The organism is Mycobacterium gordonae (assembly GCF_001417955.2).
Lineage (GTDB): Bacteria > Actinomycetota > Actinomycetes > Mycobacteriales > Mycobacteriaceae > Mycobacterium > Mycobacterium gordonae_B.
Genome location: NZ_LKTM01000350.1, coordinates 134,535 through 159,847, shown reverse-complemented (window position 1 = coordinate 159,847; position 25,313 = coordinate 134,535). Strand labels below are relative to the sequence as shown.

29 protein-coding genes, 1 pseudogene and 1 riboswitch are annotated in these 25,313 nt (G+C 67.9%); of the genes and pseudogenes, 13 read left to right on the top strand and 17 right to left on the bottom strand.

Features of this window, described 5'->3' with window-relative positions; translation table 11 throughout:
- Positions 1 to 33: 33 nt before the first annotated feature.
- Both AO501_RS26965 and pdxH read right to left on the bottom strand, forming a co-directional pair.
- Positions 34 to 1,308, bottom strand: coding sequence for an MFS transporter (locus AO501_RS26965; RefSeq protein WP_055580673.1), 1,275 nt, complete (start codon positions 1,306 to 1,308; stop codon positions 34 to 36).
- A gap of 111 nt (positions 1,309 to 1,419) precedes the next feature.
- Positions 1,420 to 2,046, bottom strand: coding sequence for a pyridoxamine 5'-phosphate oxidase (pdxH, locus tag AO501_RS26960; RefSeq protein WP_055580672.1), 627 nt, complete (start codon positions 2,044 to 2,046; stop codon positions 1,420 to 1,422).
- Between the two features lie 106 nt (positions 2,047 to 2,152).
- Between pdxH and AO501_RS26955 the strand changes: the two genes are divergently transcribed.
- Positions 2,153 to 3,274, top strand: coding sequence for a citrate synthase 2 (locus tag AO501_RS26955; protein ID WP_055580622.1), 1,122 nt, complete (start codon positions 2,153 to 2,155; stop codon positions 3,272 to 3,274).
- A gap of 12 nt (positions 3,275 to 3,286) precedes the next feature.
- On the opposite strand, the gene AO501_RS26950 is transcribed toward AO501_RS26955, so the two are convergent.
- From AO501_RS26950 to AO501_RS26940, 3 genes are all read right to left on the bottom strand, one after another.
- Positions 3,287 to 4,039, bottom strand: coding sequence for a sterol desaturase family protein (locus tag AO501_RS26950; protein ID WP_082658857.1), 753 nt, complete (start codon positions 4,037 to 4,039; stop codon positions 3,287 to 3,289).
- A 10-nt stretch (positions 4,040 to 4,049) separates the two neighbouring features.
- Positions 4,050 to 4,658: a TetR/AcrR family transcriptional regulator gene (locus AO501_RS26945; RefSeq protein ID WP_156452797.1), complete on the bottom strand. Its 609-nt coding sequence runs from the start codon at positions 4,656 to 4,658 to the stop codon at positions 4,050 to 4,052.
- 124 nt (positions 4,659 to 4,782) lie between these two features.
- On the bottom strand, positions 4,783 to 5,109 hold the full coding sequence (locus AO501_RS26940) for a hypothetical protein (protein ID WP_063892926.1): 327 nt from the start codon (positions 5,107 to 5,109) through the stop codon (positions 4,783 to 4,785).
- A gap of 219 nt (positions 5,110 to 5,328) precedes the next feature.
- On the opposite strand from AO501_RS26940, the gene AO501_RS26935 reads away from it, so the two are divergent.
- Positions 5,329 to 5,787: a VOC family protein gene (locus AO501_RS26935; protein WP_055580618.1), complete on the top strand. Its 459-nt coding sequence runs from the start codon at positions 5,329 to 5,331 to the stop codon at positions 5,785 to 5,787.
- On the opposite strand, the gene AO501_RS26930 is transcribed toward AO501_RS26935, so the two are convergent.
- The gene (locus AO501_RS26930) at positions 5,784 to 7,478 is read right to left on the bottom strand and encodes an FAD-dependent oxidoreductase (protein ID WP_055580617.1); all 1,695 of its coding nucleotides are present in this window, start codon (positions 7,476 to 7,478) and stop codon (positions 5,784 to 5,786) included. The genes AO501_RS26935 and AO501_RS26930 overlap by 4 nt on opposite strands.
- Positions 7,479 to 7,497: 19 nt before the next feature.
- Positions 7,498 to 8,535 carry an AurF N-oxygenase family protein gene (locus tag AO501_RS26925; RefSeq protein WP_156452796.1) on the bottom strand — a complete coding sequence of 346 codons (1,038 nt, stop codon included), beginning with the start codon at positions 8,533 to 8,535 and terminating at the stop codon, positions 7,498 to 7,500.
- A gap of 205 nt (positions 8,536 to 8,740) precedes the next feature.
- Between AO501_RS26925 and serC the strand changes: the two genes are divergently transcribed.
- Positions 8,741 to 9,871, top strand: coding sequence for a phosphoserine transaminase (gene serC, locus AO501_RS26920; protein ID WP_055580615.1), 1,131 nt, complete (start codon positions 8,741 to 8,743; stop codon positions 9,869 to 9,871).
- Between the two features lie 103 nt (positions 9,872 to 9,974).
- On the top strand, positions 9,975 to 10,754 hold the full coding sequence (gene sepH / locus AO501_RS26915) for a septation protein SepH (RefSeq protein WP_055580614.1): 780 nt from the start codon (positions 9,975 to 9,977) through the stop codon (positions 10,752 to 10,754).
- A 43-nt stretch (positions 10,755 to 10,797) separates the two neighbouring features.
- Here the strand turns inward: sepH and AO501_RS26910 are convergent, their stop codons facing one another.
- From AO501_RS26910 to AO501_RS26900, 3 genes are read right to left on the bottom strand one after another with little or no spacing between them, the layout of a single operon-like run.
- Positions 10,798 to 11,076, bottom strand: coding sequence for a DUF2537 domain-containing protein (locus AO501_RS26910; RefSeq protein WP_055580613.1), 279 nt, complete (start codon positions 11,074 to 11,076; stop codon positions 10,798 to 10,800).
- 9 nt (positions 11,077 to 11,085) lie between these two features.
- The gene (locus tag AO501_RS26905; protein WP_055580612.1) at positions 11,086 to 11,910 is read right to left on the bottom strand and encodes a TrmH family RNA methyltransferase; all 825 of its coding nucleotides are present in this window, start codon (positions 11,908 to 11,910) and stop codon (positions 11,086 to 11,088) included.
- Entirely contained in the window at positions 11,907 to 12,338 is a 432-nt protein-coding gene (locus AO501_RS26900; protein ID WP_055580611.1) for a MarR family transcriptional regulator, read from the bottom strand. The genes AO501_RS26905 and AO501_RS26900 overlap by 4 nt, the downstream gene beginning before the upstream one ends.
- 114 nt (positions 12,339 to 12,452) lie before the next feature.
- On the opposite strand from AO501_RS26900, the gene AO501_RS26895 reads away from it, so the two are divergent.
- Positions 12,453 to 12,722 (top strand): DUF2530 domain-containing protein, encoded by a 270-nt coding sequence (locus AO501_RS26895; RefSeq protein WP_055580610.1) that lies wholly within the window; start codon positions 12,453 to 12,455, stop codon positions 12,720 to 12,722.
- 14 nt (positions 12,723 to 12,736) lie between these two features.
- Complete coding sequence (locus AO501_RS26890; RefSeq protein WP_055580609.1) at positions 12,737 to 13,192, top strand: SRPBCC family protein; 456 nt, start codon at positions 12,737 to 12,739, stop codon at positions 13,190 to 13,192.
- Positions 13,193 to 13,584: 392 nt separating this feature from the next.
- On the opposite strand, the pseudogene AO501_RS26885 reads toward AO501_RS26890, so the two are convergent.
- Positions 13,585 to 14,361, bottom strand: a pseudogene (locus AO501_RS26885) (DUF3027 domain-containing protein); the annotation flags it as partial.
- 158 nt (positions 14,362 to 14,519) lie between these two features.
- On the opposite strand from AO501_RS26885, the gene AO501_RS26880 reads away from it, so the two are divergent.
- Entirely contained in the window at positions 14,520 to 16,169 is a 1,650-nt protein-coding gene (locus AO501_RS26880) for an MFS transporter (RefSeq protein WP_055580671.1), read from the top strand.
- Complete coding sequence (locus AO501_RS26875) at positions 16,166 to 16,651, top strand: DUF2771 domain-containing protein (protein WP_055580608.1); 486 nt, start codon at positions 16,166 to 16,168, stop codon at positions 16,649 to 16,651. The genes AO501_RS26880 and AO501_RS26875 overlap by 4 nt, the downstream gene beginning before the upstream one ends.
- Before the next feature lie 12 nt (positions 16,652 to 16,663).
- Here AO501_RS26875 and AO501_RS26870 read toward each other — a convergent pair whose 3' ends face one another.
- A complete protein-coding gene (locus AO501_RS26870) occupies positions 16,664 to 17,668 on the bottom strand; it encodes a glutathione S-transferase family protein (RefSeq protein ID WP_055580607.1) in 1,005 nt (334 codons plus the stop codon).
- Between the two features lie 31 nt (positions 17,669 to 17,699).
- A complete protein-coding gene (locus tag AO501_RS26865) occupies positions 17,700 to 18,119 on the bottom strand; it encodes a cold-shock protein (protein WP_055580606.1) in 420 nt (139 codons plus the stop codon).
- A gap of 163 nt (positions 18,120 to 18,282) precedes the next feature.
- Here AO501_RS26865 and AO501_RS26860 point away from each other — a divergent pair, with 163 nt between their 5' ends.
- From AO501_RS26860 to AO501_RS26845, 4 genes are all read left to right on the top strand, one after another.
- The gene (locus AO501_RS26860) at positions 18,283 to 18,672 is read left to right on the top strand and encodes a YccF domain-containing protein (protein ID WP_055580605.1); all 390 of its coding nucleotides are present in this window, start codon (positions 18,283 to 18,285) and stop codon (positions 18,670 to 18,672) included.
- Positions 18,669 to 19,736, top strand: a complete 1,068-nt coding sequence (gene moaA / locus AO501_RS26855; protein WP_055580604.1) for a GTP 3',8-cyclase MoaA — start codon at positions 18,669 to 18,671, stop codon at positions 19,734 to 19,736. Before AO501_RS26860 ends, moaA begins: the two co-directional genes overlap by 4 nt.
- Positions 19,729 to 20,007 (top strand): MoaD/ThiS family protein, encoded by a 279-nt coding sequence (locus AO501_RS26850; protein ID WP_055580603.1) that lies wholly within the window; start codon positions 19,729 to 19,731, stop codon positions 20,005 to 20,007. The genes moaA and AO501_RS26850 overlap by 8 nt, the downstream gene beginning before the upstream one ends.
- A 235-nt stretch (positions 20,008 to 20,242) precedes the next feature.
- A riboswitch (cyclic di-AMP (ydaO/yuaA leader) is annotated at positions 20,243 to 20,431 on the top strand.
- 8 nt (positions 20,432 to 20,439) lie between these two features.
- Entirely contained in the window at positions 20,440 to 21,318 is an 879-nt protein-coding gene (locus tag AO501_RS26845) for a transglycosylase family protein (RefSeq protein WP_055580602.1), read from the top strand.
- Positions 21,319 to 21,348: 30 nt separating this feature from the next.
- On the opposite strand, the gene AO501_RS26840 is transcribed toward AO501_RS26845, so the two are convergent.
- From AO501_RS26840 to AO501_RS26825, 4 genes are read right to left on the bottom strand one after another with little or no spacing between them, the layout of a single operon-like run.
- On the bottom strand, positions 21,349 to 21,774 hold the full coding sequence (locus AO501_RS26840; RefSeq protein WP_055580601.1) for a molybdenum cofactor biosynthesis protein MoaE: 426 nt from the start codon (positions 21,772 to 21,774) through the stop codon (positions 21,349 to 21,351).
- Positions 21,771 to 22,250 (bottom strand): MogA/MoaB family molybdenum cofactor biosynthesis protein, encoded by a 480-nt coding sequence (locus AO501_RS26835; protein ID WP_371934996.1) that lies wholly within the window; start codon positions 22,248 to 22,250, stop codon positions 21,771 to 21,773. Before AO501_RS26835 ends, AO501_RS26840 begins: the two co-directional genes overlap by 4 nt.
- On the bottom strand, positions 22,247 to 22,759 hold the full coding sequence (moaC, locus tag AO501_RS26830; protein ID WP_055580599.1) for a cyclic pyranopterin monophosphate synthase MoaC: 513 nt from the start codon (positions 22,757 to 22,759) through the stop codon (positions 22,247 to 22,249). Before moaC ends, AO501_RS26835 begins: the two co-directional genes overlap by 4 nt.
- 8 nt (positions 22,760 to 22,767) lie before the next feature.
- Positions 22,768 to 22,968, bottom strand: a complete 201-nt coding sequence (locus AO501_RS26825) for a hypothetical protein (RefSeq protein ID WP_055580670.1) — start codon at positions 22,966 to 22,968, stop codon at positions 22,768 to 22,770.
- A gap of 63 nt (positions 22,969 to 23,031) precedes the next feature.
- Here AO501_RS26825 and AO501_RS26820 point away from each other — a divergent pair, with 63 nt between their 5' ends.
- Entirely contained in the window at positions 23,032 to 25,287 is a 2,256-nt protein-coding gene (locus tag AO501_RS26820; protein WP_055580598.1) for a helicase-associated domain-containing protein, read from the top strand.
- Positions 25,288 to 25,313: the final 26 nt, after the last annotated feature.

Sequence of the window (25,313 nt, the reverse complement as noted above, 5' to 3'; positions counted from 1 at the left end):
ATTTCGGCGCCACCTCCGCCAGGTTCGAAGGGCTTACCGCTCAACGCTCCGGTTGGGCGCGCGATACCGGATGAACACCGGAGCGACGAGCGCTGCGACGACGACACCCACGATCGCAAGCGCACCCCCGCCTGCCGCGGTTGCGGTGGTGCCCACCACCGCTGCCGCGGCCCCGTGCAGCGTGTCGGCCAGCCGAGGGCCTCCACCGACCACCACGGTGAACACCCCCTGCAGTCGTCCAACCAACTCGTCGGAGGCCGCCTCCTGCAGGATCGTCTGCCGGAACGCGGCCGACACCATGTCCGCCGCACCGCCCACGGCAAGGAACGCCACCGCCGCCCACAGCATCGCGCCCGCGTGCCCGTGCGCGATGCCGCACACCAACCCGAACCCCACCATGGCCAGGCCCCACACGATGATTGCGGCGACGATCGTCAGCCCCTGACGCCTGATGCCGGGCAACCAGCCCGAGAACACACCGCCGGCCACCGCCCCGACCGATATCGCCGCAGCCAGCAACCCCATCGCCGACCCACCCTCGATGGGACCGCCGAAGCTTTCGTGAGCGATCTGCGGGAACAGCGCACGCGGCATGCCGAAGATCATGGCTACCAGGTCGACGACGAAGGACATCAGCACCACCGTGTTCCCCGCCAGATAGCGGAAGCCCTGCAGCACGGCGCCGATCCCCCAACGCGCCTCGCCGGACGGCTCCAGCGACGGCATCGGCGACAGTCGGATCGTTGCCCAGATCGGCGCCAGGCAGGCCAGCGCGTCAACCAGATAGAGGGTGGACAGGTCGACCCAGTTCAGCAGCAGACCCGCCAGCAGCGGACCAACGATTGCTCCGAACTGTCCGACCGTCATGTTCAGGGCATTGGCCGCCGGCAGTTGCTCGCCCGGCAGCATCCGCGGGATCGCGGCCGACCGGGCGGGTGAGTTGACGGCGAAGAATCCCTGCTGCAGCGCCAGCAGACAAAGCACCACCCACACGTTGTGCAGGGCCAATGCGGCCTGCAACCACAACAACAGCGACCCCGCCGCGAGCCCGCACGCGGAGATGATCAGCAGCAGCCGCCGGTCCATGGCGTCTGACCAGGCACCGCCGAGCAGACCGAACACGATCAGGGGCACTAGCGCGAACAACCCGGCCAAGCCGACATACGCGGAGTTTCGCGTCAGCGCATAGATCTGCACCGGGACAGCGAAGACGGTCAGGTTGGCCCCGATGACGGTCGGAATACCGGCCACCCACAGTCTGCGGAAATCAGTGGTGCGCAGGGGCGTGGTGTCCGCGAAGAGGGGCATCGTCGCCGAGCGTAGCCGGAACACATCACGCATAAACGTGCCGCGAGCGTGACGTCATGGCGCGTTTCGGCGCGAAATCACGCCCTGACGTCACGCTGGGCGAAATGACCGCTAGGGCTGCAGCCGTTCGACCCGACCGTCAATCACCCGAATCCGGTTGTGCAGCCGGTTTTCCCGACCCTGCCAGAATTCCACGACCTCCGGGGCGATCAGGTAGCCGCCCCAGTTCGGGGGCACCGGGATCTGTTCGGTGTCGGCGAAGCGCTCGGTCACCTCGGCGAGCTGGTTGAGCAATGCCGCGCGCGACTCGATGGGCTGCGACTGGCGCGAAGCCCACGCTCCCAGCTGCGAGCCGCGCGGCCGCTTGGACCAGTAATCCTCGGTGTCCCGCTGGCCGACCTTGCTCACCGCGCCGCGGAGGTGGATCTGCCGGCCCAAGAGGTACCAGGGGAACGTCGCCGACGCGTACGGCGTCGCCGCCAGATCCAGCCCTTTGGCCGAGTCATAGTTGGTGAAGAACGTGATCCCCGCCTCGTCGGCGCTCTTACACAACACGGTGCGGCTGACGGGCCTGCCGTCGGCGACAGTTGCCACCACCATGGCGTTCGGCTCGGCGATGCCGGCTTGCGCCGCGTCGTCAATCCACTTGTGGAACAACGCAAGCCACCCATCGGCGAGCCAGTCCGCATCAAGGTCCGGACTGCCGTCCTTTTCGACGGAGCCGTACTCCACCCGCATCCCGGCCAGGTGCTGCCCATGAGGTTCGGTCACGGCCCCAACGCTACTCGGCGGCAGTTACCGGCCGGTAGTAAGCGGTGCGGGCGCAGGTGCAAGAATTTGCCCTATGACTGTGGTTCCGGAGGATTTTGTCCCAGGCCTGGAAGGCGTCGTGGCCTTCACCACCGAAATCGCCGAACCCGACAAAGACGGCGGCGCATTGCGCTACCGCGGCGTCGACATTCAGGATCTGGTGAGCCAGCGGGTCACGTTCGGAGACGTCTGGGCGCTGTTGGTCGACGGTGAGTTCGGTCGCGGGTTGCCGCCGGCCGAGCCGTTCCCGCTGCCGATCCACACCGGTGACGTGCGGGTCGACGTGCAGGCCGGCCTCGCGATGCTGGCCCCGATCTGGGGGTACCAGCCGCTGCTGGACACCGAGGAATCGGTCGCGCGCGACCAGTTGGCGCGGGCCTCGGTCATGGCACTGTCCTACGTCGCGCAGTCGGCCCGCGGCATCTACCAGCCAGCCGTACCGCAACGCGTGATCGACGAATGTTCCACCGTCACCGCACGTTTCATGACCCGTTGGCAGGGCGAGCCGGACCCCAGACATGTCGAGGCGATCGACGCGTACTGGGTCTCGGCCGCCGAACACGGCCTGAATGCATCGACCTTCACCGCCCGGGTGATCGCTTCGACCGGCGCGGATGTGGCCGCGGCGCTCTCTGGCGCGATCGGGGCAATGAGCGGTCCCCTGCACGGCGGTGCGCCGGCCCGCGTGCTGCCGATGATCGAAGAGGTGGAACGCACCGACGACGCCCGCGGTCTGGTCAAGGGCATCCTGGACCGCCGCGAGAAGCTGATGGGCTTCGGACACCGGGTCTACCGCGCCGAAGACCCGCGGGCGCGGGTGCTGCGGGCGACCGCCGAACGGCTGAAAGCCCCTCGCTACGAGGTTGCCGTCGCGCTCGAGCAGGCGGCGCTGGCCGAGCTGCGGGAGCGCCGGCCGGACCGGGCGATCGAGACCAACGTGGAGTTCTGGGCGGCGGTCATCCTGGACTTCGCCGAAGTTCCGGCCAACATGATGCCGGCGATGTTCACCTGCGGCCGCACCGCGGGCTGGTGTGCCCACATTCTCGAACAGAAGCGGCTGGGCAAATTGGTGCGCCCGTCGGCGATCTACGTAGGGCCGGGGCCGCGCAGCCCGGAGTCGGTCACGGGCTGGGACCGAGTGCTCACCAACGCTTAGCGAGGCCGCCGATTACGGGGCCACCGGCGCCGCGGCGGTCACCGGCTTCTTATACGTACCAAAAAGCTTGTCGCCGTAGGTCATAACGACCGACAGGTTGGTAGGTCGCTTTTCGGAGTGATGCAGTTCGTGCCCCGACGCCGCGGGCAACAGCCAACGGGGATAGAACGTCATGTCGTAACCGCTGTGCGTGATCACCATGGCGGTGGTGTTCGCCACCGCATATGCGACCACGATCATCGGATGCGCCCCGAACACCAACGGCGGCACATAGAGGCAGAGCATCACCATCAGCCCCTCGACCGGGTGCACCACGAAGTTGGTCCAGATGGTCAGCGGCGATTGCACCCGGTGGTGCAGGAAGTGCACCTTCTGAAATACGAAACGGTTGCCATGCTCGAGTCGGTGCCACCAATAGGTCAGGAACTCCCCGATCACCATGAAGCACCCGAGCTGGGTTACGAATGCCACCAATGTCGGTGCTGCGGTGGGCACTTCGGCCACCCAGGGATGGAATATGCGATGCAGCACGAAGAACGCCACCGCTGCGCCGACGTAGGTCGACATGATCCGTAACCCCAGCTTGGTAGCCGCTCTGGCCGAGATCCTCTGGTAGACAACGACGTCGAAGATCGAGTAGACGACACCGGTCACCAGCACGACCGCGACGACAACCGGCAGGAAATACAATGGGAACTCGAAGAAGCCGACGCCCAGATGCTGCAACATCCAGTCCCAAATAGGCTGCAATGCATTGTGATTCATGGTGTCGCTCCTATTCGTGCGAGGTGTCGGTCAGTAGCCGCCGGGCGGCGAGTCGCAGTTCGGTGATGCACTGCTCGACGGTGATATCACCGACCCCGAGCAGCGCCAGATCGGCGAAGAACACCCGCCCGAGCACCGTCATCGCCGGGTCGAGCGACAGCGACTCCGGCACGTTTTCGACGGCCCCGCCCAACAGGTCCAGGAACATCTGGCGAACGCCGAGACGGAACTCGTCAGCGACCGGACCCTGGGCCAGCACCGAGGCCATGGTGGCCCGCACCATCGGCAGGTCCGATGCCGCTTCCCGGACCACCTGTTCGATCGCGACGTCGACGGCGTCGGCCGGCACTACAGCCGCGGCGGCAATGGCATGCGGAATGCGTTGCGCCACATCATGACCCCAGGCCAGCGCGGCTTCGCACACCACGTGCTCCTTGGACGCGAAGTAGCGGTAGGTGGTCGCCCTGGAAACTCCGGCGGTGGTGGCGATCTGCTCCATACCCACGGATTCGTGACCGTGCTCGCGAATCAACTGCCGAGCGGCCGCGAGCAATCGCTCACGCACGTCACGCTGACGCGCGTCCATCGTGCGGTGAATCGTCAAGGTCGTTGAGCCCACCCGATCATCCTTTGCCGTCGGACATACTGAGACAGTTGCTGTTACAGGTGTCTCACGTGGATTTGAGACGACTGTATCAGCAGCCGTCTCGGAGTACAAGGGCGGAGATCGAGTGCCAGCGAGGTCAGATCGCCGTTCGGTTATAGGAGGAACCGCGGATGACCGAGGTGATGGCGCGCCCGAAACGGCGTTCCACGGAGCTGATCAGCTTCATCACCTGGTCTTGATCGGTGCTGTCTGCCGCGACCGCAAACACCCGTGACGCGGGATAGCCGTGCACGACGCGGGTCAGCTGGCCGACGTGCGGCCCGGAAACCGCGACGGAGTAGCCGGCCGCCAGCAAGGCCCGTGCGGCGAAGTAACCGGCGTCCGACCCCGCGTCCATGACCAGGAAAAGTTTGGGCAGATCCGCGGGCGGCGTCCCGGTCAAGATAGGTGGGGTAAGCGACATGACACTCAACCTAAAGACGGTGGCGGTTGTCCAGAATCCACCGATCGGACAGTCGAGGACGAATCGGGCGTCAACCGATCGGGGGCGCGCGCCTCCCCCGATCGGCGCCGGCCGTCAATGTCGGGGCCTCCGGTTACGGTTCGCGATGAGATCTGCCGCCCGGGCCGGTCAGTATGTGTGAGCCCGGGCGGGCGATACCACCAACCCTAGGAGTGACCCATGGCCATCAAGGTTGAACCAGCAGTGACGCCGCATCTTGTCGTCGACGACGCCGCTGCCGCGATCGACTTCTACGTCAAGGCGTTCGACGCCGTCGAACTGGCCCGCATCCCCGGCCCGGACGGCCGGCTGATCCACGCCGCGGTGCAGATCAACGGGTCGATGGTGATGCTCAACGACGACTTCCCGGAGATGTGCAACGACCAGTCGATGACTCCGAAATCGTTGGGCGGCACCCCGGTGACCATTCACCTCACGGTCACCGACGTTGAGACCAAGTTCCAGCGAGCACTCGACGCCGGCGCCACCGTGGTGATGCCATTGGAGGACCAGTTCTGGGGCGACCGCTACGGAGTCGTCGCCGACCCCTTCGGGCACAACTGGTCGCTGGGCCAACCGGTACGCGAGGTCAGCCCGGAGGAGATCAAGGAGATGATGTCGGCTCCCGCCGGCGGCTAACGCGAGTCCCGCAACCGGGCCAGCAGGCGCCGTCCCCGGGACGGCTCCTGCGGCGCGGTGGCGGCGGCGGCGAGCATATCGGCGACGTCGGTGAACTTGCTGCGCGGACGACCGTGAGCACTGCCGCGCGCCACCTCGGCCGCATCGATCGCGCGCCAACCCGCGGAGTCGACGACGTCGGGCTGGCGCGCGGCAACCAGCCCGGTCAGCACCGAGGGGCCGGCCGCCGGGTCGGTCAGTTTTCCGGCGTTGAAGTCGGCCACCAGTGCCTGCACGGTTTGTAACGAGCACGACTTGTTGGTGCCGATGAAGCCGGTGGGCCCGCGCTTGATCCAGCCCGCGACATAGGCGCCGGTGACCGGCAGCCCGGACTTCGGGTCGACGACCCGCCCGTCGTCGTTCGGCACGACGGCCGCCGCGGCGTCGAACGGCAGATCGCGAATCTCTTTGCCACGGTATCCGATTGACGTAAGAACCAGGCCCGCGTCGAGTCGGTGGGATGCGCCGGTGGTGGTGACCGAGAATTCGACCCCGGCGGCCCGTTGCGAACCGGGGATACGTTGCGGCGTCAGCCCGTAAGCCAGCCGGATACGCGGGCGCGAGGCCGATTCCGAACCATCACCCAGGGTGCTCAGGATCTCGAGCTTGTGCCGGGTCAACGGATCCGAGACCGAGTCCAGATCCGCACGCACCCAGCGCTGGTCCTCGGGATCGAGCACGACCTCACAGGCGCCCGTGAGCCCGATCAACTCGGGCAGGGTGAAGGCAGAATCCGCCGGTCCGCGACGGGCGGCGATCACCACCTCGCGGACAGCCGACTTGCGGAATGCCCTCAGCGCATGGTCGGCGATGTCGGTGCGGGCCAATTCGTCCGGGTTGGCGGTGAGCACCCGCGCCACGTCGAGCGCGACATTGCCGTTACCGATTATCACGACCCGCTCGTGACTGAGATCGATTGGCAGATCGGCATATTGGGGATGGCCATTGATCCACGCCACCAATTCGGTGGCCGTGCCGGTGCCCGGCAGCCCCATTCCGTCAATATCGAGCCGACGGTCATCGGGTGCGCCGACCGCATAAAGCACCGCGTGGTGGTGCTCCAGCAATTCGGCGTGGCTGACATGCCGGCCGACCTCGACGTTGAGATAGAACCGGAAACCGCGGTGCTCGGCAACCCGATCGAACAACCGGGTGACCTTCTTGGTGTGCTGGTGATCGGGCGCCACCCCGGCACGCACCAGACCATAAGGCGTGGGCAACTTTTCGAAGACGTTCACCCGGACGCCCTGCTGCACCAGGAGTTCGTCCGCTGCGTACATCGCCGCGGGGCCCGATCCCACGATGGCGACCGTCAGTGGCCGGCGGCGGCTACGCACCTGCGCGGCCGGGATCACCGGCGCCAGCTTCGACGTCGGCGGCAACTTCACATCGGCGGCTCGTTCCGGGTAGAACGACGCGTTGATCTCGACGAACGGCAATTGGCCGGCATCCAGCTTCCTGTCCGGGACGATTGCGCCGACCGGGCAGGCACTGACGCAGGCACCACAGTCCACACAGGCCACCGGGTCGATGTAGAGCATCTCCGATGTCGCATAGCCCGGCTCGTCGGGCGACGGGTGGATGCAATTGACCGGACACGCGAAGACGCAGGACCCGTCATTGCAGCACGACTGAGTAATAACGTGCGGCATAAGGCAACTCGCAGACTGATCAGGCAGCCGGCGCCGTGGTCAGGTGTTGGCGCTGCGGCTCACTGCGGTAGCGCGACGGCTTGCCGTTGATCCTGCAGATCCGCCACATCAGCCGAGCCGAGCGGTTTTCCATCAGCCCGGTGTCGTAGGCCAGCATCCGAACGTCGGCGAACATGTCGCGCAACCACTTTCGCGACTCAGGCGAGCGGAAGAACAGCTCCTTCTTCACCGAACGCGGGATGTCGAACTCCTGCCAGAAAGCCTTCGGCGGGATCAGGATCGCGTTGCACAACGTCCGCATGGTCAGCGGGAAGAACAACGAGGTCCAGAAGCGTTGGCGACGGTTCAGATTCGGCAGACGCCGGCGCAGGAACTCGTGAGCGAACGAGATGTGTCGGGCCTCCTCGGCCACGTGAATGGCCATCACCCGTTCCATGACCGGGTGCAGCGCCTTGCCCTCCCGCAGCACCTGCTTCTGGGTGTGGTCGATCGGCTCCTCACCGGCCAGCACCCCGATGAAGAACGCCACCGGCAGCGGACCGGCCACCAGTGGGACCAGCGGGGAGATCCAGCGCAGCCGCCGTGGCATCCCCGGGACGTCCGCGCCCACCCGGTTCACCATCTCCTGGAACATCATGGTGTGGTTGCACTCTTCGACCGACTCGTGCAGGCAGTAGCGGTATTCAGGCGAACCGTTGGGCACCCAGAAGGTGTAGTTCATCAGCCCGCGGATCAGGATGGACTCGAAGTGCAGGCCCACCTTGGCGACATTGGCCTGGCGCCACATGCCGATCTTGATCTGTTTCTCCTCAGGCTGCGCCTGATACCACGGGTGCCGGCCCAACGGGTCGGTCGTCGGGAGGATCCACCGGGGATCATTGTCGGTGACGGCGAACTCCGGTGACTCCCAATCGATATCGGTGTACGGGTTGAAATTGCGCCGCACAGACCCCTCGGACAGTGTGGCGAGCATTTCCACGTACTCCGCGTCGTCCCGCACCTCCATGTTGCGGCGCCAACGTCGAACCATGCGCGTCCTGGCAGTCGTAGCAACCATCAGAAGCCTCCCCAGCGAGGTTGAGATCCGGACGAATAAAGAACACGGTACCGCCGGTACTGGGAATTCTCCAGGGCGGTTCTGCGGGCTGTGACCCAAGCCGCGTCGCACCCGGAGTGTGTCCTGGCTCACATGCCGCGCCGCGACCAGGCGTTATGCCGACCGCTTGGTTTTCGGTTCCCGGCCGCTCACTACCCTGTTCACCATGGCTGACCAGCTCACGACTTCCCTCGAGATACCCGCCGACCTCAAACCGCGCGACGGCCGCTTCGGCTGTGGACCGTCGAAGGTACGGCCCGAGCAGCTACAGGCACTGAGCACCAGCGCCGCGGCGCTGTTCGGCACCTCGCACCGCCAGGCGCCGGTGAAGAATCTGGTGGGACGGGTGCGTTCGGGCCTGTCGGAGCTTTTTTCGCTGCCGGACGGATACGAAGTCATTCTGGGCAACGGCGGCGCCACGGCGTTCTGGGATGCCGCTGCGTTCGGCTTGATCGAAAAGCGGTCGCTGCACCTGACCTACGGCGAATTCAGCTCGAAGTTCGCTTCCTGCGTCGCCAAGAACCCGTTTGTCGGCGACCCGATCATCATCAAGGCCGACGCCGGTTCCGCGCCCGAGCCTCAGTCCGACCCCTCGGTCGATGTGATCGGCTGGGCCCACAACGAGACCTCGACCGGTGTCGCGGTGCCGGTGCGGCGTCCCGCCGACTCCGGGGACGCCCTCGTCCTCATCGACGCCACCTCGGGAGCCGGCGGTCTGCCCGTCGACATCAACGACGTCGACGCCTACTACTTCGCGCCGCAGAAAAACTTTGCCAGCGACGGCGGCCTGTGGCTTGCCGTCATGAGCCCGGCCGCCCTGGCCCGCGTCGAGGCTATCGCCGGCTCGGGTCGCTGGGTCCCCGACTTCCTGTCGCTACCCATCGCCGTGGAGAACAGTCTCAAGAACCAGACCTACAACACCCCGGCGATCGCCACGCTGGTGCTGCTGGCCGAGCAACTCGACTGGCTGCTGGGCAATGGCGGACTCGATTGGGCGGTCAAGCGCACCGCGGATTCGTCGCAGCGGTTGTACTCGTGGGCCGAAGAGCGCGCCTACACCACCCCATTCGTCGCCGACCCGGCGCTGCGCTCGCAGGTGGTGGGCACCATCGACTTCGTGGACGACGTCGATGCGGCAGCGGTGGCCAAGACGCTACGGGCCAACGGGATCGTCGACACCGAGCCCTACCGCAAACTCGGCCGCAACCAGCTGCGGATCGCGATGTTCCCGGCCGTGGACCCCGACGACATCAGCGCGCTCACCAATTGCATCGACTGGGTGGTCGAGCGGCTCTGACAACCGCCCAGCGTGTCAGTACCCGGTTACCGGAGTTCGCTGCACTAGAGTTCGCACGTAACGATTCCGCTGCTGACGTGCACGGAGTCTGCGAGGAGAAGCCATGCGGGAACTCAAAGTGGTTGGGCTTGACCCCGACGGCAAATTCGTCCTCTGCGAGGGCGCCAGCTCGGCCGAGAAGTTCCGACTGCCGGCCGATGAGCGTCTGCGAGCCGTGCTCGACGGGGAGCCGATTCCACCGGAGCAGCCGGCGCTCGACATCGTCGTCACGAACATGTTGAGCCCCAAGGAGATTCAGGCCCGAATCCGCGCCGGTGCGTCCGTCGAGCAGGTCGCCGCGGCGTCCGGATCCGACGTGGCACGGATTCAGCGGTTCGCCAATCCGGTGCTGCTGGAGCGCTTCCGCGCCGCGGAGCTGGCGACTGCCGCGCACCCGGTCCTGGCCGACGGACCTGCGGTGCTGAGTCTGTTGGAGACTGTCACGGCGGCGTTGGTCGGACGGGGCCTGAGCCCGGAGAAGCTCACCTGGGACGCCTGGCGCAACGAAGACAGCCGCTGGACCGTGCAACTCGGCTGGCAGGCCGGCCGCTCGGACAACGTCGCCCATTTCCGCTTCACGCCCGGAGCGCACGGCGGCACCGTCACCGCTATCGACGACGCGGCCAGCGAGCTCATCGACCCTGAGTTCAAGCCACGCCAGCTTGCCCCGGTGGCGCGCCTGGCGTTCGAGGCCGCCGCAGAACCGGCCCAAGCCCCACCGCCCGCGCAACCGAGCGCCCCGGACACGCCGGCCGAGCAGCCGGCCGGCAGCAGGCGCGGCAAGCCGACCATCCCCGCCTGGGAGGACGTCCTCCTCGGGGTGCGCTCAAGCGGCCAACGCTGAGTCGATCGCAAGCCGGCGCAGCATCACGCGCGTCGGCAGCCGCCTAACTGGCACCCATCAGCGTCACGGCCAGCAGTGACACCCACGCCCCGGCCACCCCGATCGCCGCCCCGAGCACGAACCACCGCAACACCAGGGTGCGTCGCCAGCCCCACAGCGTGGGTGCAAGTCCGCCGACCGCCACCACATTGAGGCCCACGGCCAACAGCGGATGCACGCGGATCAGCCCGAGGCTGAGCACCACGATCGCGGCACCTGTGACGGCGGCGACGAAACCGGCCACCGCCAAACCCGTTGCCCAGGGCACGGACTCATCGTTCACGTCGCGAGCCTAGCCCGAGCACACCCGCTCGTAGAAAGCCACCGCGGCTGCCGTCGCCACGTTGAGCGAGTCGGTGCCACGCGACATCGGGATGCGCACCCGCAGGTCGCTGATCCGCAGCGCGGCCGCCGTCAGTCCGGGCCCCTCGGCACCAACGAGCACCGCGATCCGTTCCTGACGCACCGTCGTCATCGCCTCCCGCAGGTCACGTGCGTCGCCGTGCGGCGTCATCGCCAACAGCCGGAAGCCGAGCTCGCGGAGTCGCACCAGGTCGGCCGGCCAGTCGGTGGCCCGCGCATAGGGCACCAGCAGCGCGTGGCCCATGGAGACCCGGACCGCGCGACGGTAGAGCGGGTCGGCGCAGCCGCTGCCGAAAACCACCGCGTCCACCCCCAGGCCCGCCGCGTTTCGGAAGATGGAGCCGAGGTTTTCGTGGTCGTTGACGCCTTCGAGCACCGCCACGGTGCGCGCGCCGTGGACCACTTGGGCGACGGTCGGCTCGGGAACCCGGCTGGCGCTGGCCAGCACCCCACGGTTGAGATGGAACCCCACCGCCTGCGCCATCACCTCGGCAGAGGCCCGGTAGTACGGCGCCGTGGTGGCTGTCAGGTCGTCTCTCAGCTCGGCCAGCCTCCGGTCGGTACCCAGCAGCGCGCGCGGGGCGAACCTCGAAGCCAGCATGCGTTGCACCACCAGGACGCCCTCGGCGATCACCAGACCCTTGCCGGTGGGAAGGTCGGGACGGCGGTCAACGCTGTTCAGGTCGCGGAAATCGTCCAGGCGCGGGTCGTCGGGATCGGTGACGTCCTGAACATCGATGTCCGGCGCGGTCACGGGCTTTCGTCGACCAGTGCCGAAATCAGGTCCGACGCGTTGCGCAGGATGTCGAGCTGGGCATCGTCCAGAGTCGCGAGCCGCTCGGCCAGCCACTCCTGGCGGGCCTGACGGGCTGCTCTGACCAATTCGGCGCCGGCCTCGGAGACCGAAACCAGCACCTGCCGGCCGTCGACGGGATGCGGGGCGCGGTCGACCAGTCCCTCGTCGGCCAGGGACGCGATCACCCGGGTCATCGACGGCGGCCGGACCCGTTCCCGGATCGCCAGGGCGCCGGGCGTCATCGCACCCTCGTTGGCCAGCGTCGTCAGTGCCGAAAGCTGGGTCAGCGATACCGGTGACGAAGCGTTCCGAAACCGGAGTTGGCGAGCCAGCCGCATGACCGCCAACGACAAGTCTGCTGCCAACCGCGCATCGCTGTCAGGCACAGCGCGAGGTTACAACCAAACGCCAGGGACGGGAATCAGAAACGGCGAACCACACACCGCCGGCTCACCACGGCGATCACCGCCGGGATCGTCGGCGGTATGTTGAGACGCGAAATGACTGACCAGCCTGCGCCCGAACCACCGCCGCTGCCACCGGCGCTGCTTGCGGTGTGGCCGATCATCCTGGTCGGTGCGCTGGGTTGGCTGGTGGCCGTAGCCGTCGCGTTCCTCGTACCCGGTCTCGAGACGTGGCGCCCGGTTGCTATCGCCGGCCTCGGCGTGGGGGTGCTGGGAACCAGCATTTTCGGGTGGCAACTTGCCGCCGCCCGCCGCGGCGCCCGGGGTGCGCAGGCCGGTCTGGAAACCCTGCTCGATCACCGATAACTCAAGGAGGACGCATGGCCGCCCCGCTGCTACAGGCTTCGATCGACATCGACGCGCCGCCCGCCAAAGTGTGGGAGCTGATCTCTGACTTCCGGCGCATGCCGCAGTGGAGTCCCCAGTGCCGGTGGATGCGGCAGTTCGGACCGCTGCGCAACGGGACCCGCACGCTGAACCTCAACCGGCGCAACCGCCTGTTCTGGCCGACGACGTCTACGGTCGTGGAGGTCGTTCCGGAGAAGAAGTTGGCATTCCGGGTCGATACCAATCGCACCATCTGGAGCTACGAGCTCGAGCCCCAAGGGGCGGGCACTCGCGTAACGGAGAGCCGCCACGCCGAAAACGGCACCAGCGCGGTGTCCAACCTCACGGTGAATGCACTCCTGGGCGGAACCGACAGCTTCGAGCGGGAGTTGGTCGAGGGCATGAACGCATCGCTGGAACGGATCAAGTCCGCCGCCGAGGGGCGCTGAGGCGCCGGGCGCAGCGGACAGCATAGCGGCGTGGCAGTCAAACCTGCTGAGCCGCAGCGTATTACAAGATCGATCGGACGGCGTTAGCCGGACTCCGGACCATTGCTGGGGGCGTCGGGCACCTGCGGTTGCACAGGGTCCGTGAGGTCTGCCGGCCCCGCCGGCTCAGCCGGTGCGGAGGGCTCCGGCTCCGTCGGCTCGGGGGTCTCGGCGGGCGCGACGGCCTCCACGGGCGCGTCGGGTTCGGCAACCTCGACAGGCGCCTCGGGCTCGGCGGGCGCGTCGGTCTCCACCGGCGCGTCAGCCTCAACCGGTGCGTCAGCCTCAACCAGCGCCTCAGGTTCGGCGGGCGTGTCAGCCGCGGCGTCCAGAGCCTCGACGACCTCGACAGGCGGCTTCGCTGCCACGTCGAGCACCCCGTCGTCGTACGGTTCGTACATCGGCGAACCGGTACCCGCCGGGGCGGGAGTATCGGAATGCGCGCCGCACCCGTAGAACTTGTCGACGACGTGCCCGTCGGCGGACAGTTCATTGCCGCAGACACCGAACATCTCCCCGAGCGATCCGGCGAGCGGCAGGAAAAATCCGCAGTCACGGCACACGCGCTTGGTCGCGCGCGACATCGCCGAGTCGGGTCCGTAGTCACCTTCGTGCCAGCGCTCCGCGGCGTCGGCGCGGCCCCAGGGGCTCATCACCCAGCGCCGGCCCAGGCCGAGTTCGACGGCGACCTCATCAATGTAGGGATCCCCGCTGGCGCTGTATCCGGGGACCAGCCGCGGATCGTCCTTCACCGGCGCCAACAGGTCCCCGGGGCCCAGGTCTCCCGGCCGCACCCGCTGGTCCCACGGAACCCAGTCCGGCGCGAGCAGGGCGGTCGGACCGGGGATCAGCACCACCTCGCTGATCGTGGCGTGGTCGGCACCGGGGTAGCCGGCGACGACGACGGCCCACTGCCAGCCCTGATATCCCGGCACGTGGGCCAGGAACCGGTGGGTGGCGGCGTTCGGGTCCTCGTAGCTGACACCCAGGTAATCGCCGACGGCGTCGGCCCCGCTGAACTCGGCCACCGCTTCCCTGGCCTGCTCAGCCGCACCCGTGAGCACCCCCGCGAGCTCGTCGGGCCACTCAGCCACGGTCGCTACGGAGGAGTCCTCCATGGGTCCGGTCACAGTGTCACCTTAATGTCACCTTGTCGATGGCGTTCTTTCGTGCGCCCCCATACTGCCGGAAGACACGATGACCGAGCCACACCGGTTTACTCCGCGGTGACTCGGTCATAGGACAGAATTGAATGGTGTCCGGACGGCGAGGTGATGATGCGGGCCGGATGGCCCCACCCCCGGGCCACCGGACCCGATCGACCAACCAGCATCCGGGCATGGCCAACTATCCGGCAGATGACGCCGACTATCGCCGGTCGCGCCGGCCGCCACCGCCGCCGAGCGCCAACCGTTACCTGCCACCGCTGGACCACGAGCCGCCCCGGGCGCGCGACGCCGAGCCCGAGTCGCCGCGCGCTGCCGGTGAACGCATCACCGTCACCCGCGCCGCCGCCATGCGCAGCCGTGAAATGGGTTCCCGGATGTACTGGATGGTGCAGCGCGCCGCCACCGCTGACGGTGCCGACAAGTCCGGGCTCACCGCGCTGACCTGGCCGGTGATGGCGAACTTCGCCGTCGACTCCGCGATGGCGGTCGCCCTGGCCAACACCCTGTTCTTCGCGGCGGCCAGCGGTGAGAGCAAGTCCAAGGTCGCGCTGTACCTGTTGATCACCATCGCACCGTTCGCCGTCATCGCGCCGCTGATCGGCCCGGCGCTGGACAAGCTGCAGCACGGCCGAAGGGTCGCCTTGGCGTTGTCGTTCGCGCTGCGCACCGCGCTGGCTCTGGTGCTGATCATGAATTACGACGGCGCCAGCGGCAGCTTCCCGCCGTGGGTGCTGTATCCCTGCGCCCTGGCGATGATGGTGTTCTCCAAGTCGTTCAGCGTGCTGCGCAGCGCCGTGACGCCGCGCGTCATGCCGCCGACCATCGATCTGGTCCGGGTCAACTCCCGGCTGACGGTGTTCGGGCTACTGGGCGGCACCATTGCCGGCGGCGCAATCGCGGCGGGCGTCGAGTTCGCATGCACCCACATGTTCAAACTGCCCGGCGCGCTGTTCGTCGTCGTAGGCATCACGATCGCCGGCGCCCTGCTCTCCATGCGCATCCCGAGTTGGGTGGAGGTGACCGCGGGCGAGGTCCCCGCCACCTTGAGCTACCACCGTCACAGCGACCACCTGCACCAGAGCTGGCAGGAGGAAGGCGCGAAGGTCGGCGGCAAGCTGCGACAACCCCTGGGCCGCAACATCATCACCTCGCTGTGGGGCAACTGCACCATCAAGGTCATGGTCGGCTTCCTGTTCTTGTACCCGGCGTTCGTGGCCAAGGCGCACGACGCCGACGGGTGGGTGCAGCTGGCCATGCTGGGCATGATCGGTGCCGCCGCCGCCATCGGTAACTTCGCCGGCAACTTCGCCAGCGCGCGTCTGAAGCTGGGCCGGCCGGCCGTTCTGGTGGTGCGGTGCACCCTGGCGGTGACTGCGTTCGCCATCGCCGCCGCGGTCGGCGGGAACCTGATCGTGGTCGCGGTCGCCACGCTGGTCACCTCGGGTTCAAGCGCCATCGCCAAGGCCTCGCTGGACGCGTCGCTGCAGGACGACCTACCTGAGGAGTCCCGCGCTTCAGGATTCGGGCGTTCAGAGTCCACCTTGCAGTTGGCGTGGGTACTGGGAGGCGCGGTCGGCGTGTTGGTCTACACCGAACTGTGGGTCGGCTTCACCGTCGTCAGTGCCCTGCTGATTCTTGGCCTGGCCCAGACGATCGTCAGCTTCCGGGGCGACTCGCTGATCCCCGGTCTCGGTGGCAACCGACCTGTCATGGTCGAGCAGGAGGGCCGGCGCCCCGGCGCCCCGACGCCCGGAGTGATGCCGCGGTGAAACGCACAGTGGCCGCTCTGGTCGCGGCCGTCGTGGTGGCGCTGGCTGCCGGAGCCGGTCTCGGGATCTGGCTACTGTCCCGTGATCGAGGCCCGCACTTCCCGGAGATCAGCGCCTACTCGCGTGGCCATACCGTCCGGGTGGGTCCCTACCTGTATTGCAACGTGCTGAACCTCAACGACTGCCAGACGCCACAGTCGCAGGGCGAATTGCAGGTGAGCGAACGCTTTCCGGTGCAGCTGTCGGTGCCCGAGGCCATCGGCCGGGCCCCGTGGCGGTTGCTGCAGATCTATGAGGACCCGACCAACACCGCGACCACCTTCTTCCGGCCGGACACGCGCCTCGCGGTCACCATTCCCACCGTCGACCCACACCGGGGACGGCTGACCGGGGTCGTGGTGCAGCTGTTGACCCTGGTGGTCGACGACGGCGAACTGCGCGAAGCACCGCATGCGGAATGGTCTGTCCGCGTGACCTTTTGACCTACGCCGAACTCACGCGCCGTGACCGGCTGGCACCCGTTCCCCGTCGGCCGGCGGCCCGGGTGGAGTGCCGTCGCCGAACGGCCTGCCGCCCAACGCTTCCCGGCCGTGCGGTGTGAGCCAGCCGGACAGGTCAGGGCCCTTGGGCACGATGCGGGTGGGGTTGATGTCGGCGTGCACGATGTAATAGTGCTGCTTGATCTGAACGAAGTCGGTGGTGTCGCCGAAACCCGGTGTCTGGAACAGGTCTCGCGCATACGCCCACAGCACCGGCAGCTCTGACAGCTTGGACCGATTGCATTTGAAGTGCCCGTGATACACCGGGTCGAAGCGGGCCAGCGTGGTGAACAGCCGGACGTCAGCCTCGGTGATGGTGTCTCCCACCAGATATCGCTGCTGCGCCAGCCGGTCGCTGACCCAATCCAGCGCGGTGAACAACCGGTCGTACGCCGCCTCGTAGGACTCCTGCGAGCCGGCGAATCCGCAGCGGTACACCCCATTGTTGATCTCGGTGTAGATGCGCTTGCTCACTTCGTCAATCTCGTCGCGCAACTTCTCGGGGTAGAGCTGCGGCGCCCCCTCCCGGTGGTAGGCCGTCCACTCGGTGGTAAAGTCGAGGGTGATCTGCGCGAAGTCGTTGGTCACGACGGCGCCGGTCGGTATGTCGACGATTGCCGGGACCGTGATGCCCTTGGGGTAATCGGGATCACGCTTGAAATAGGCGTCCTGCAAACGCGGAATCTTCAGTACCGGGTCCACGCCTCCCGGATCGAGGTCGAACGTCCAGCTGCGCTCGTCATGGGTCGGACCGCAAAAACCAATGGAGAGAACGGATTCCAGGCCGAGCAGTCTGCGCACGATGATGGTGCGATTGGCCCAGGGGCACGCGCGGGCGACCACGAGCCGGTATCGGCCCGGCTCCACCGGATAGCCGTCACGCCCGTCGGCGGTGATGCGGGTGGTGATGTAGTTGGTGTCGCGGTTGAATTCGCCCTTGCCGGCAACGTAGGAGCCCATTCCTCCATCCTGCCGCACGGACGACGGTCGATCAGGCCTCGAACTCCCGCGCGACGGCCTTGACCACCTCGGAGATCTGGCGGGCGGTCTTGCGATCGGGGTAGCGGCCCTTGCGCAACTCGGGCTGGACGGTGCTCTCCAGCAGCGTGATCATGTCCTCGACCATGCCGTGCAGCTCGTCGGGACTGTGCTTGTGTTCGGCCGGCGCCTCGCGACGCGGGCGGGCGGCCGACCGCGCCAGGCTCGGCGGCGGGTCGATCAGCTTCAGGCTCAACGCCTGCGGTCCGCGCCGGCCGGACGCGATGCCGAACTCGACCTTCTGCCCCGCTTTGAGCCCTTCGACACCCGCGGGCAACGCCGAGGAGCGGACGTAGACGTCCTCGCCATCCTCCTGCGACAGGAAGCCGAACCCCTTCTCGGAGTCGTACCACTTCACTTTGCCGGTCGGCACTGCTCTCACCTGCTTGTCTGACGGATCACTGGTATGCGACATAGAAGACGCGTCCCGCCTGCGCAGGACGCGTTGACGATCACAGATCCTACTCGGATGCCCGACCGCCGAGCACCCCGGTTTAGCGGGTACTCGGTAGGCTTGCATTACCGCTGGAGGAAAGATGCGCCTGATCCTGAACGTTATCTGGTTGATTTTCGGTGGCCTCTGGCTGGCTCTCGGCTATCTCCTGGCAGCGCTGGTGTGCTTCCTGCTGATCGTCACCATCCCGTTCGGTTTCGCCGCGCTGCGTATCGCCTCATATGCGCTGTGGCCGTTCGGCCGCACCATCGTCGAGAAGCCCGGCACCGGGACGGGCGCGCTGATCGGCAACGTCATCTGGATCCTGCTGTTCGGGTTGTGGCTGGCGATCGGACACCTGGCGAGCGCCATCGCCATGGCCGCCACGATCATCGGCATTCCCCTGGCGCTGGCAAATCTGAAGCTGATCCCGGTGTCACTGGTCCCGCTCGGTAAAGAAATCGTCCCGGCCGACGCACGGATGACCGCATGACGCTGACCGCTCTGGGCTTACCGACCGTGCCCCGGCAGGGCGCCGCTCGGGAGCCCATGGACGGGCCTCTGCTGGACAGCTACGGCCGCGTCGCCACCGATCTGCGGGTCTCGCTCACCGACCGCTGCAATCTGCGATGCAACTACTGCATGCCCGAGGAGGGTCTGAACTGGCTGCCCGGCCACCAGTTGCTGCAGCCCGACGAGCTGGCCCGGCTGCTGCGCATCGCCGTCGCCCGGCTGGGAGTCACCAGCGTCCGGTTCACCGGTGGCGAACCATTGCTGGCCCGGCATCTCGAAGAGGTGATCGCCGCGGCGGCCGGGCTGACCCCACGTCCGGAAATCTCGCTGACCACCAATGGGGTGGGGCTGGCGAGGCGGGCGGCGGCCCTGGCCGCGGCCGGGCTGGACCGGGTCAATATCTCGCTGGACAGCGTCAACCCCGCCCACTTCGCTGCGATCACCCGCCGGGACCGCCTTGATGATGTACTGGCCGGCCTGGCCGCCGCTGACGCCGCCGGACTGCGGCCGGTCAAGGTCAATGCGGTCCTGGATCCCGCCACCGGCCGGCAGGACGTCGTGGAACTGCTGCGTTACTGCCTGGTGCACGGCTACCAGCTGCGTGTCATCGAGCAGATGCCGCTCGACGCCGGGCACCGGTGGCGTCCCGGCACCGCGCTGAGTGCCGACGACGTCCTCGAGGCCCTGCGCCCGCACTTCCGTCTCCAACCCGACCCGGCACCGCGCGGTTCGGCGCCGGCGCAGCTCTGGCTGGTCGATTCGGGACCGGACACACCGCGCGGCAAGGTCGGGATCATCGCGTCGGTGTCGCACGCGTTCTGTTCCACCTGTGACCGCACCCGGCTGACGGCCGACGGCCAGATCCGCAGCTGCCTGTTCTCGAGCGAGGAGACGGACCTCCGCGGCCTTCTTCGCGGCGGCGCCGACGACGATGCCATCGAGATGGCCTGGCGCGCCGCGATGTGGGCCAAGCCCGCCGGCCACGGAATCAACGAACCGGGTTTCATCCAGCCCGCCCGCCCGATGAGCGCCATCGGTGGCTGAGGTTCCCCGGCAGGCCACCGGCGTCGCGGTGACCGTCCGCTATTTCGCCGCCGCCCGCGCAGCAGCAGGTCTCGAGTCGGAAACGCTGGTGTTGCCGACTGGTACGACGGTGGCCGACCTGGTTGAAAAGCTGGCCAACCGGGGTACACACCTGGCGACGATCTTGAGCCGATGCTCCTATCTGCGCGACGGAATTGCAGTGCGAGATGAGGCCTCGGCGTTATCCGCCGGCGACACGGTTGACGTACTCCCACCGTTCGCAGGCGGATGAAAACTGTGAGTTATCTCACGTAACGGAACGATAACAACCCGGCCACGCTCCGGTGTCGGGTGCTATGAGCTGCGCAAACGCAGTCAAATCCTGGCGTTTTGCGGCGCCGGTGTGACGAAAACGCCGATCAATTGCACACGTGACGGGACCGCCAGAAACCGCTACCGTCTCGGGAGGCTCGTCAAACCCAACCCGAGCGATGAGCCCTCCTTCACCTACAGCGCGCTTAGCTCCATCCGTGTAGGCGAGGGATTCCGACCCGCGGATGGAGGCGGGGGACCCACCAGGTCCGCCGATCGGACCGGGGCCTTGCGGCCCCTTGGGGGTGAAGCCGGCGTCGTATCAACGGTGAACGACGCGGCCGGGTGACCTCTCCCATCCGAACCCGACAGCTGACCTCGCAAGCGTGTTACCGAGAGGAACTACTCGCGTATGACTGGACGTCACCGCAAGCCCACTACCTCGAGCGTCAGCGTCGCCAAGATCGCCTTCACCGGTGCGGTCCTGGGTGGCGGCGGCATCGCCATGGCCGGTCAGGCCGCGGCTGCCACCGACGCCGAATGGGACCAGGTAGCCCGTTGCGAATCTGGCGGCAACTGGGCGATCAACACAGGTAACGGGTTCTACGGCGGCGTGCAGTTCGCGGCCGGTACCTGGGCCTCGCACGGAGGCGGCGAGTACGCCCCCTCGGCCCAGCTGGCCACCAAAGACCAACAGATCGCCATCGCCGAGCGCGTGCTGGCCTCTCAGGGCCGCGGCGCCTGGCCGGTGTGTGGCACCGGCCTGTCCGGCCCGTCGCCGCACAACCCGGCTCCCGAGGCGGCCGCCTGGGACCGCCAGCCGATGGACGCTCCCGCACTCAACGGCGAGCAGATCCCCGACGCGCCGCCGCCGGTCGAGGCCCCCGCACCCGAGGTGCAGATGGCCGGCAACGACCTCGCGCTGGCGCCCGCCCCGGCTGACCTGCCGCCGGCTCCGGCCGAGCTGCCTCCGGCGCCCGCTGACCTGCCGCCGGCTCCGGCCGAGCTGCCTCCGGCGCCCGCGGCTGACCTGCCTCCGGCGCCCGCCGACCTGCCGCCCGCTCCCGGCGACGTGCCGGCTCCCCCGGCCCCCGCGGTGGTCGACACCGGCTTCCAGCCCGCGCCCGCCGATGTTCCGGCACCGGCTCCGGGCGACGTCGAGAACCCGCCGGTCGAGATCCACCAGGTCGCAGAGGTCGGCTACCACCAGCAGTTGTGGCAGGCGATCGTCGGCCAGGACATCGCCGGCAACGACGCGCTCGACGCGCTCGTCGCGGGTCCCGTCAGCTGAGTTAGTGGTTGAGGCCTGAGCCCGCCGGGCTCAGGCCGAACCCACCCATTCTTCGGACCCGTCGTCGAAGAACTGGTGTTTCCACACCGGTAACCGCTCCTTGATCGCGTCCACCAGCAGCGCGCAGGTGGCGAACGCCGCCTGGCGATGATCAGCGGCCACCGCGGCCACCAGTGCGGCTTCTCCGATGTGCAGAACGCCGACGCGGTGGCTGGCTGCCACCGCCCGCACCCCTTCGGCGTGACCGGCGACCTCCGCCACCACCTCCGCGAAGACATCCGGAGCCGACGGGTGCGCGGAGTATTCCAGCCGCACCACCTGACGGCCGCCGTCGTGGTCGCGGATCATGCCGACAAAGCCCACGACGGCCCCGGCGGACTGATGATTCACCAGAGCCTCGTGCTCGGCGAGGGAAATCGGCTGATCGGTCACTGCGGCGCGCAGGACCGTCGTCATCGCGGGTGATCTCCGCCGGCAAGCTGCTCGAGTGCGTGGATGAGCACGCCGTCGAGCACCCCGAGGCCGTCGCGCACCCCACCCGGCGATCCCGGCAGATTGACGATCAGCGTCTTGCCCGCCACCCCGCACACGCCACGCGACAACACCGACGTCGGCACCTTCGGCAAACCCGACTGGCGAATCGCGTCGGCCAAGCCGGGGATCAGGTAGTCCAGCACCGCCACAGTCTGTTCGGGGGTCGTGTCGGTCGGCGCGATGCCGGTGCCGCCCGAGGTGATGATCACGTCGACGTCGGCCTCGAGCGAATCGTGCAGCGCGTCACCAACCTCGTTTCCGTCCGCCACCACCCGGGGCTGGGTCGGCAGAAACCCGCGCTGCTCCAGCCATTCGGCGATGATGGGTCCGCATTCATCGGCATACACACCCTTGGATGCGCGGGTGGAGGCGATGATGATCCGGGCGGTGCGGCTCACGGTCGCGTCCAACTTCCGCTGCGACCGCCTTCTTTGCTGACCACCCGGATGCCGTCGATGCGGGCGGCCGGGTCGACCGCTTTGATCATGTCGTAAAGGGTCAGGGCCGCCACACTTACAGCGGTCAGCGCTTCCATCTCCACCCCCGTTCGGTCGGTGCTGCGCACCGTCGCTCTGATCTCAACATCTGACTCCCCGACGGTGAAGTCAACATCGACCTTGGTGAGTGCGAGCTGATGGCACAGCGGGATCAGGTCGCTGGTGCGTTTCGCAGCCAGGATGCCCGCCACCCGCGCGGTCGCCAGCGCATCGCCTTTGGGCAGGCCGCCGGCCGATATCAGCGCCACAACCTCGGCAGAGGTGCACAGCACGCCGACGGCCGCGGCGGTGCGCCGCGTCGTCCCTTTGTCGGTGACGTCGACCATGTGCGCGGCTCCGCGCTCATCCAGGTGCGACAGCGCCGACCCGGGGGCGTCAGGGCGTTCGTCAAAGGCCCCGGCCCCCGACATCCCGTGCCCTACCAGGTGGCGACCGTCACCGGATGGACGTAGGGCAACTCCTCGGCGGGCACCGGAAACACCACTTCGCCGAACGGCGAGAGTGCGCCCGTGCGGTCGGTCACGAGTTCGCTCACCGCATGGTCGTCCGGGTCCGTGGTCGGCCAGCCGGGGTCCACATACTTCTCTTTGCGCGCCTTCGAGTCAGCCACGCGCTCTATTCTGACAGGTCCGGCAACCGTCCGCGGCGGAAGGTTGAAGCTCACGCCTAGGCTTGATCAGCAATGACCGAACACACCCCGGATATCCCGCTGGGGTCCTGGCTGGCCGACCTGCCCGACGAGCGGCTGATCCTGCTGTTGGAGCTGCGGCCGGACCTTGCCCAGCCGCCTCCCGGCAGCATCGCGGCACTGGCCGCCCGCGCACAGGCGCGTCAGTCGGTCAAGGCTGCCACCGACGACCTGGACTTCCTGCGGTTGGCGGTGCTGGACGCCCTGTTGGTGCTGCAGGCCGACACCGAACCCGTCCCGGTGACGAAGTTGACGGCCCTGATCGCCGAGCTGGCTCCGGACGCCGACGTGGCGGCGGCACTGGATGACCTCAAGAACCGCGCCCTGGTGTGGGGCGCTACGGCGGTGCGGGTGGCCGCCGACACCGGCAGCGCCCTGCCGTGGCATCCCGGGCAGGTCACCCTCGACGACCGCACCCACACCGGCGAGCAGATCGCCGCGCTGATCGCCGACGCCGACGACGCACAGCGCGACGTCCTGGAGAAGCTGCTCGAAGGGTCGCCGATGGGACGCACCCGCGACGCGGCACCCGGAGCTCCGGTGGACCGGCCCGTCCCGCAACTGCTCGCGTCTGGCCTGCTGCGACGCGTCGACGCCGAGACGGTGATACTGCCCCGCCACGTCGCGCAGGTGTTGCGCGGCGAGTCGCCCGGCCCGGTGCAACTGACCGAACCCGATCCGGTGGTGTCGACCGTCTCAGCCGCCGATGCCGACGCCGCGGCCGCCGGCGCCGCCATCGACCTGCTGCGGCACGTCGATGTGCTGCTCGAGAACCTCGGCACCGCACCGGTTTCCGAGCTGCGCAGCGGCGGCCTGGGTATCCGCGAACTCAAGCGGCTGGCCAAAGTGACCGGGATCGACGAGGCCCGACTGGGCCTGATCCTGGAGATTGCCGCGGCGGCGGGGTTGATCGCCAGTGGCATGCCCGATCCCGACCCGGCCTACGGGGACGGACCCTACTGGGCGCCCACGGCGACAGCCGATCGGTTCAGCACGCTGGCCGCCGCCGACCGTTGGTATCTGCTGGCCATCACCTGGCTCGACCTGACCTGCCGCCCGACGCTGATCGGCAGCCGCGGTCCGGACGGCAAACCGTTTGGCGCGCTTTCCAATTCACTGTTCTCCACGGCGGCCCCACTGGACCGGCGGCTTCTCCTGACACTGCTCGCCGGCCTACCGGGCGGCGCCGGCGTCGATGCGAGAACGGCGTCCGCGGCCTTGATCTGGCGACGCCCGCGCTGGGCCCGGCGGTTGCAGCCCGAGCCGGTCGCCGACCTGCTGGCCGAGGGCCAGGCAGTGGGACTGATCGGTCGCGGGGCGATCAGCACGCCGGGCCGCGCACTGCTCGGTGACGAGAGCCCGGACGTCGTCGTCGACGCGATGACTCGGGCGCTGCCCAAACCGATCGACCACTTCCTGGTCCAGGCCGACCTGACGGTGGTGGTGCCGGGTCCGCTGGAACGCGACCTGGCCGACGACCTCGCCACCGTCGCGACCGTCGAATCGGCCGGTGCGGCAATGGTTTACCGGGTCAGCGAACAGTCCATCCGGCATGCACTCGACATCGGCAAGACGCGCGACTGGATGCAGGCCTTTTTCGCCGAGCACTCCAAAACCCCGGTGCCTCAGGGTCTCACCTACCTGATCGACGACGTGGCACGTCGGCACGGTCAACTCCGTATCGGGATGGCATCCTCATTCGTGCGCTGCGAAGATCCCGCCCTACTTGCGCAGGCGGTGGCGGCACCGGCTACCGAGGGACTGCAGCTGCGGGCGCTGGCCCCCACGGTGGCGGTGTCGCCGGCGACCATCGCCGAAGTGCTCGCCGCCTTGCGAACCGCGGGGTTCGCCCCGGCCGCTGAAGACTCCACCGGCGCGATCGTCGACGTGCGGACCCGCGGCGCCCGAGTCGCCGCTCCGCCCCAGCGCCGGGCGTATCGGCCGGTCCCCCGGCCCAGTAGTGAAACGCTGAACGCCGTGGTCGGTGTGCTGCGCAAGGTCACCGCGGCCCCGTTCGGCAACATCCGCGTCGATCCCGCGGTGTCGATGTCGCTGCTGCAGCGCGCCGCCAAAGACCAGGACACGGTGCTCATCGGCTACCTCGACGCCGCAGGGGTGGCCACCCAGCGCGTGGTGTCCCCGATCGTCGTCCGGGGTGGCCAGCTGGTGGCTTTCGATTCAGGGTCCGGGCGGATGCGGGACTTCGCCATCCACCGCATCACATCGGTGATGTCGGCGGACGAAGGATAATGGACGTTGCTCCCCGCCGACCGCTT

Bases quoted from the DNA above. Each gene is read 5' to 3' on its own strand.
- AO501_RS26935 (WP_055580618.1), top strand. From the start codon at position 5,329: ATGGCCATCAAGGTTGAACCAGCAGTGACGCCGCATCTTGTCGTCGAC.
- AO501_RS26940 (WP_063892926.1), bottom strand. From the start codon at position 5,109: ATGTCGCTTACCCCACCTATCTTGACCGGGACGCCGCCCGCGGATCTG.
- AO501_RS26930 (WP_055580617.1), bottom strand. From the start codon at position 7,478: ATGCCGCACGTTATTACTCAGTCGTGCTGCAATGACGGGTCCTGCGTC.
- AO501_RS26870 (WP_055580607.1), bottom strand. From the start codon at position 17,668: ATGGGCTCCTACGTTGCCGGCAAGGGCGAATTCAACCGCGACACCAAC.
- moaA (WP_055580604.1), top strand. From the start codon at position 18,669: ATGACGCTGACCGCTCTGGGCTTACCGACCGTGCCCCGGCAGGGCGCC.
- AO501_RS26845 (WP_055580602.1), top strand. From the start codon at position 20,440: ATGACTGGACGTCACCGCAAGCCCACTACCTCGAGCGTCAGCGTCGCC.
- pdxH (WP_055580672.1), bottom strand. From the start codon at position 2,046: ATGCGGGTGGAGTACGGCTCCGTCGAAAAGGACGGCAGTCCGGACCTT.
- sepH (WP_055580614.1), top strand. From the start codon at position 9,975: ATGCGGGAACTCAAAGTGGTTGGGCTTGACCCCGACGGCAAATTCGTC.
- AO501_RS26840 (WP_055580601.1), bottom strand. From the start codon at position 21,774: ATGACGACGGTCCTGCGCGCCGCAGTGACCGATCAGCCGATTTCCCTC.
- AO501_RS26950 (WP_082658857.1), bottom strand. From the start codon at position 4,039: ATGAATCACAATGCATTGCAGCCTATTTGGGACTGGATGTTGCAGCAT.
- AO501_RS26890 (WP_055580609.1), top strand. From the start codon at position 12,737: ATGGCCGCCCCGCTGCTACAGGCTTCGATCGACATCGACGCGCCGCCC.
- moaC (WP_055580599.1), bottom strand. From the start codon at position 22,759: ATGTCGGGGGCCGGGGCCTTTGACGAACGCCCTGACGCCCCCGGGTCG.
- serC (WP_055580615.1), top strand. From the start codon at position 8,741: ATGGCTGACCAGCTCACGACTTCCCTCGAGATACCCGCCGACCTCAAA.
- AO501_RS26925 (WP_156452796.1), bottom strand. From the start codon at position 8,535: ATGGTTGCTACGACTGCCAGGACGCGCATGGTTCGACGTTGGCGCCGC.
- AO501_RS26880 (WP_055580671.1), top strand. From the start codon at position 14,520: ATGGCCCCACCCCCGGGCCACCGGACCCGATCGACCAACCAGCATCCG.
- AO501_RS26895 (WP_055580610.1), top strand. From the start codon at position 12,453: ATGACTGACCAGCCTGCGCCCGAACCACCGCCGCTGCCACCGGCGCTG.
- AO501_RS26860 (WP_055580605.1), top strand. From the start codon at position 18,283: ATGCGCCTGATCCTGAACGTTATCTGGTTGATTTTCGGTGGCCTCTGG.
- AO501_RS26820 (WP_055580598.1), top strand. From the start codon at position 23,032: ATGACCGAACACACCCCGGATATCCCGCTGGGGTCCTGGCTGGCCGAC.
- AO501_RS26965 (WP_055580673.1), bottom strand. From the start codon at position 1,308: ATGCCCCTCTTCGCGGACACCACGCCCCTGCGCACCACTGATTTCCGC.
- AO501_RS26955 (WP_055580622.1), top strand. From the start codon at position 2,153: ATGACTGTGGTTCCGGAGGATTTTGTCCCAGGCCTGGAAGGCGTCGTG.